Source organism: Syntrophomonas sp. UBA5494, from assembly GCF_002426325.1.
On sequence record NZ_DIPG01000134.1, the window covers coordinates 33,325 to 36,280 of the forward strand.

Annotated in this window: 5 protein-coding genes and 1 pseudogene; all 6 read right to left on the reverse strand. The window is 48.3% G+C overall.

Translation table 11 applies throughout. The annotated features are described in order from the left end of the window. Nucleotides 1–499, reverse strand: a pseudogene (gene secA, locus B3W37_RS15125) (preprotein translocase subunit SecA); the annotation flags it as partial. A gap of 102 nt (nucleotides 500–601) precedes the next feature. Further along, nucleotides 602–1,138, reverse strand: a complete 537-nt coding sequence (gene hpf / locus B3W37_RS15130; RefSeq protein ID WP_481042297.1) for a ribosome hibernation-promoting factor, HPF/YfiA family — start codon at nucleotides 1,136–1,138, stop codon at nucleotides 602–604. 155 nt (nucleotides 1,139–1,293) lie between these two features. After that, nucleotides 1,294–1,578 carry a zinc-ribbon domain containing protein gene (locus B3W37_RS15135; protein ID WP_481042295.1) on the reverse strand — a complete coding sequence of 95 codons (285 nt, stop codon included), beginning with the start codon at nucleotides 1,576–1,578 and terminating at the stop codon, nucleotides 1,294–1,296. 167 nt (nucleotides 1,579–1,745) lie between these two features. Beyond that, on the reverse strand, nucleotides 1,746–2,219 hold the full coding sequence (locus B3W37_RS15140) for a hypothetical protein (protein WP_481042293.1): 474 nt from the start codon (nucleotides 2,217–2,219) through the stop codon (nucleotides 1,746–1,748). Nucleotides 2,220–2,252: 33 nt separating this feature from the next. Beyond that, nucleotides 2,253–2,702 carry a hypothetical protein gene (locus B3W37_RS15145; RefSeq protein WP_483176284.1) on the reverse strand — a complete coding sequence of 150 codons (450 nt, stop codon included), beginning with the start codon at nucleotides 2,700–2,702 and terminating at the stop codon, nucleotides 2,253–2,255. Nucleotides 2,703–2,717: 15 nt separating this feature from the next. Beyond that, on the reverse strand, nucleotides 2,718–2,956 hold a 239-nt coding region (locus B3W37_RS15150), incomplete at its 5' end, for a flagellar export chaperone FliS (RefSeq protein ID WP_483176285.1).

Here is a 2,956-nt window from a genome sequence, read left to right on the forward strand (position 1 = left end):
TTTTTCTCTCCATATAGCTGAGGCCATGTACGATCAACCCTACCGTCAGTCCGCAGTAGTTGTAAACCGGGGCCATCCAGCCGGCGTCACGGCTGGCCAGGTAATCATTGACGGTTACGATATGCACCCCTTTACCCTCCAGGGCGTTGAGGTAGGCAGGCAGGGTGGCAACCAGGGTTTTGCCTTCCCCGGTTTTCATTTCCGCGATGCGCCCGTCATTCAGGACCATGCCGCCGATGAGCTGTACATCGAAATGGCGCATGCCCAGAGTACGCCGCGAGGCCTCTCTGACCAGTGCGAAAGCCTCGGGCAGTATGTCCTTAAGGGTTGCGCCGTTTTGCAGGCGTTCCTTGAACTCCTGGGTTTTGGCCGGGAAGGCCGCTTCAGAAAGAGCGGCCATCTGCGGCTCCAACTCATTGATGATTTGCACGGTTTTGCTGTATTTGCGCACTTCTTTTTCAGTATCGTCTAAAAGCTTCTTAAAAAAATTTTTTAACATGAACCAGATACCTCACTTCAAAAAAAAGGAACCCTACGGTTCCTTGTATCACAAAGGTTTACTCGATGTTTCTATAGTAGCATTCCGCCGCTTCAGGGGCAACTAATCAAACCAGGGCTCGATCAACCCATAATTGCAGTCCTTACGCTTGTATACCACATTGACTTCATCGGTCTTAGAATTAAAAAATACGAAGAAATTATGCCCTAAAAGGTTCATTTGCATAATGGCTTCTTCTTCATCCATAGGTTTCAGGGCAAACCGTTTGGTGCGTACGATTTTAAATTTTTCCATCGGAGTGTTAACGCCGACCGGGTTCTCCAGCATGGCTTTCTTTAATCCGGAGGCGCGGTGGTTTTTATTTAGCTTGGTTTTATATTTTTCTAATTGCTTCTCCAGTTTTTCTTCCACCAGATCGATGGAGCTGTACATGTCCTCGCTGGCTTCTTCCCCGCGCAGAATGATCCCGTTTAACGGGATGGTCACCTCTACTTTGTGGCGTTCACCCTCCACTGACATAGCAACTTGGGCATCACGGCTGTCATCAAAATACTTCTCCAACTTGGAAAGCCGTTTGGTGGTATATTCCTTGAGGGCATCTGTTACATCGATATTTTTTCCTCTGATTTCGAACCTCATGCAACCACTCCTTTCCCGTTGTTACATCTATTTTACAATGGGTCTATTATTTTCTCTAGTAGATTGTCTATACTTTAGTAGTATACAACTAGGCAGGGAATATCCATTAATTAGAGAAAAAATAAACCGGGCTCAAAGCCCGGTTTAGCGCTATATTATAAAGCTGCTTGCCTTTGTTCCTGGAAGCACTGCAAGCAGTACACAGGTCTATCTTCCACTGGTCTAAAGGGAACCTGGGTCTCAGTTCCGCATTTAGCACATATTGCGGTGAACATCTCGCGGCTCTTGCCGCTGCGCGAATTTCTGCGCTGGGTTCTGCATTCCTTACAGCGCTTGGGCTGGTTTTCAAACCCCTTCTGATGATAGAATTCCTGTTCACCGGAAGTGAAGATAAACTCCTGCCCGCAATCCTCGCATATTAAGCTTTTGTCCTCAAACATGTGATAAAATCCCTCGCTTTTACTTTTAAATTGGTTTCGGAGTGAGCATGCTTTTTGACCCGGCATACTCTCCAATCCGTAATGCCTATTATATATGTTGCCATTAAAAAAGGCAAGGAAGCTTGCTGCTCCTGGCCCATACGCGCCTTTTTCAGTTTTTTTCCGGGTTAGCTCCGCGGTTCCTTATTTTGCCTTATTACCTCCTGATAAGCTCGGAGGGCCTGGTTTTGGTTTATCGGTCCTGCCTTTTGGGGAGCGGCTGCCTGGCCGAGAGACATCAACTGCTGGCTCCTGGCATCGGTATCTGTAATCCGGCGCAGCACCAGGCTCAGCTGATTGATCAGCTTTGCCAATACTGCCCACTCCTCCGCAGCAAGGCAAGGTTTGAGCCGGGTCAGGTTAAACTCCTCTAATCCTAATTCCCTGGACAACTCTTGCTGCAATTTCCGGTTGTCCTGGCAGAGTTGATCCAGTTTTAACAAGAGAAGGCGGCGGCGATCCAGGATGGGGTTTATCTCGGCACGGCCGGTACCCATCTGCAAGGACTCCAGCTGTTGCCGGGACTCTTGCTCCATGTTCTGGCAGAGTTCATACTGAAGTCCAAAATTGGCTATAATCTCGTCTATCAATCTATTGCCCACTATATTACCTCATAACTATCCCCAACCGCAGCTTTATTTATAGCCGTCAAAAAATTGGGATTGGCCGTATTCCCCGGCGCCGACATAGGACTTTAAAGCCTTCAAATTCTTGCGCACCTGGCTGAGCTCCTTCCCGGTAATCTGGAGCAACCGCTCGGCTGAGCGCCCACATTCTTCATCAAAGCTTTGAATAGCTAGGATGCTGTTAAATATGGCGGCTTCTTCCCTGCCGATGTTTTCAAGCACCGCCGGGTCCTGGGGCTCCGGCATGTTTCGCTCTTCTTCTTTAACGCTCTTCTGGGCCAGGTCAATTTTATTCATAAGCTCCTGGCGCTGTTCTAGCAAACCTTTCAGTTTCACTATAATTTCATCAGCATTATCCAGATGTGCCAGGCGGAGCAGTTCGGCCTGTTTTCGGGCGATCAGCTCCAAGTCGGCAAAGTGCTGTCTGATGGCTTGCTTTTTCACTAAAATGGATTTCATATGGTCTCCATTCCGCTAACCCATTATGTTGACATAAAGGTTCTGTTCTCTCCTGGCACTGGTGGGCCCGGCCAGGCGGACGGCTTCCTGCCAGGTCTCCCGCAGTTCTGCAAGAAAAGGCAGGATCTCTTTAAGCAGCAGCTTATCTTTATGAATGTTGGCCTGAACCAGCTGGAAATAAAAATAATCGTACAGTTCCTGCAGCTGCGCGGAGATGCTGTAATCCATATTCAAGGTATTGCGCAGCTCCAATA

Bases quoted from the DNA above. Each gene is read 5' to 3' on its own strand.
- B3W37_RS15145 (WP_483176284.1), bottom strand. From the start codon at position 2,702: ATGAAATCCATTTTAGTGAAAAAGCAAGCCATCAGACAGCACTTTGCC.
- hpf (WP_481042297.1), bottom strand. From the start codon at position 1,138: ATGAGGTTCGAAATCAGAGGAAAAAATATCGATGTAACAGATGCCCTC.
- B3W37_RS15135 (WP_481042295.1), bottom strand. From the start codon at position 1,578: ATGTTTGAGGACAAAAGCTTAATATGCGAGGATTGCGGGCAGGAGTTT.